The organism is Dolichospermum sp. LEGE 00246 (assembly GCF_015207865.1).
Lineage (GTDB): Bacteria > Cyanobacteriota > Cyanobacteriia > Cyanobacteriales > Nostocaceae > Dolichospermum > Dolichospermum heterosporum.
This window is the reverse complement of record NZ_JADEWA010000702.1, coordinates 1-1,725: the sequence shown is the minus strand read 5'-3', so window position 1 is coordinate 1,725 and position 1,725 is coordinate 1. Positions and strand designations below refer to the sequence as shown.

At 34.5% G+C, this 1,725-nt stretch carries 2 protein-coding genes; both read right to left on the bottom strand.

The genetic code is table 11. The features are described 5' to 3' along the window. On the bottom strand, nt 1–755 hold a 755-nt coding region (locus IQ228_RS25745), incomplete at its 3' end, for a DUF262 domain-containing protein (RefSeq protein WP_193964966.1). A 114-nt stretch (nt 756–869) separates the two neighbouring features. Continuing rightward, entirely contained in the window at nt 870–1,616 is a 747-nt protein-coding gene (locus tag IQ228_RS25740; protein ID WP_193964964.1) for a creatininase family protein, read from the bottom strand. Between the last annotated feature and the right edge of the window lie 109 nt (nt 1,617–1,725).

Below are 1,725 nucleotides of genomic sequence, written 5' to 3'. Positions count from 1 at the left end.
TCACTTAAATCATTCTGATATTCTTTTTCATAATCAAAAATTCTAAACGCTAAATAGCGCAAAATAACTTCTCTATCTTTCATTCTTGTAGCAGATATTCCATAATCAATAGCTTTTTTGAAATAGTCTGTTTCTGATAATTCTTTGAGAAGTTGAGTTGATTTTCCCGAAAATATACAATTTCTAACTTCTTGACGTTCAAGTTTTGTACCACCAGTATTGATTCTATTAAAAATATCATAAACAACCTTAGCTGGTACAGAAGGTCTGATCAAGTATATATTAAGTTTCTTATCTTCTATTCTAGTTTGATAGTCACTGGGGAGTTTTTTGAGTCCTGAAAAATTATATCCATTCAAATCAGTTAAAGCTTCTAAACCTTTTAATTTAAATTCATCATTAACAAACTCATGTAAAGTTGATGTTCGTTGTAAACCATCTACAATAATATATTTACCTTCTACTGTTTGATTAACATACCAAGGAGGTAAGGGAAAGTTAAGAATAACTGATTCAATAAATTTACTTTTTTGTTCTGGTTTCCAAACTAGATTACGTTGAAAATCAGGATCAATAATCAGTTTACCATTATCATATTTTCTCATTAACTCGAAAATTGTTTGTGGTTCTTCTCGAATGTCAATGTCTGCTGCATTTGGATGATAAGGATATAAACCTCCGTAATCATCTCTGTCTTCTTCAGCAGTATCTTCATCTTTCTCAATGACATCGCTATCTTGTAATTCTTCATCCATATCTTTTACTCCTTTTCTTGTCTAAAGTGTTTAACAGTTTAATTATGACATCTTCGAGAAGAATAGAATTGGTTATAGCTACTTTTGAGGAAGTTATTAGATAGCGACTTTCATTTATTCCCCCTTCACAAATTCCAAATATCCTTTACTCAGTTCTTCTACAGACAAATTATAAAATTGCTTACCGTGTTCTGGTGTTGCTAAATCTGGATTTGAACCCATACGACCATCTGGATAACGGGAACGAAAATCAACAGCACTATAAATTTTATGTCCACTAGCAACTTCTGGAGCAAGAAAAGCTTTTTTAATTGCTTCTGGATAAATATATTGGGTAACAGCTACTTCGCTAGGGGTAGCGTGAGAACCTTCTTGATTACCATATAGTTCTTTGGCAAGTTTGTACACAGAACCACCCATAAACCAATTACCAATTTGACATTGCACTTTTGCAGAATTGGGAATTTGTAAATCTTCTAAATGAGCGTAAGTTTCGGAAAAAGCAGCTTTGAGAGTGGCGATATTTCCCCCATGTCCATTAATAAAATAGAACTTGGTAAAACCAGCTTTTACTAAACAAGTCAAATAATCTTTTATTACTAAAATTAAAGTGCTAGGACGTAAACTAATTGTGCCAGGAAAGGCTGTATGATGTAATGCCATGCCTACATTAATTGTTGGTGCTACCATTGCTTCAGTTGCTTCACCAACACCTTTAGATATGGATTCTGCACAAATTGCATCAGTCCCAATTAATCCTGTTGGTCCATGTTGTTCTGTTGAACCAATGGGTAAAATAATTCCTTGAGATTGTTGTAGATAGGTTTCAACTTCCGGCCAAGTGCTTAAATGTAAGAGCATTTTTTTTAGAGGAGTCAGGAGTCAGGAGTCAGGAGTTCAGGAGTTCAGGAGGTAGGGAGGTAGGGAGGTAGGGGAAGTAGGGGGAGTAGGGGAAGTAGGGGAAGTAGGG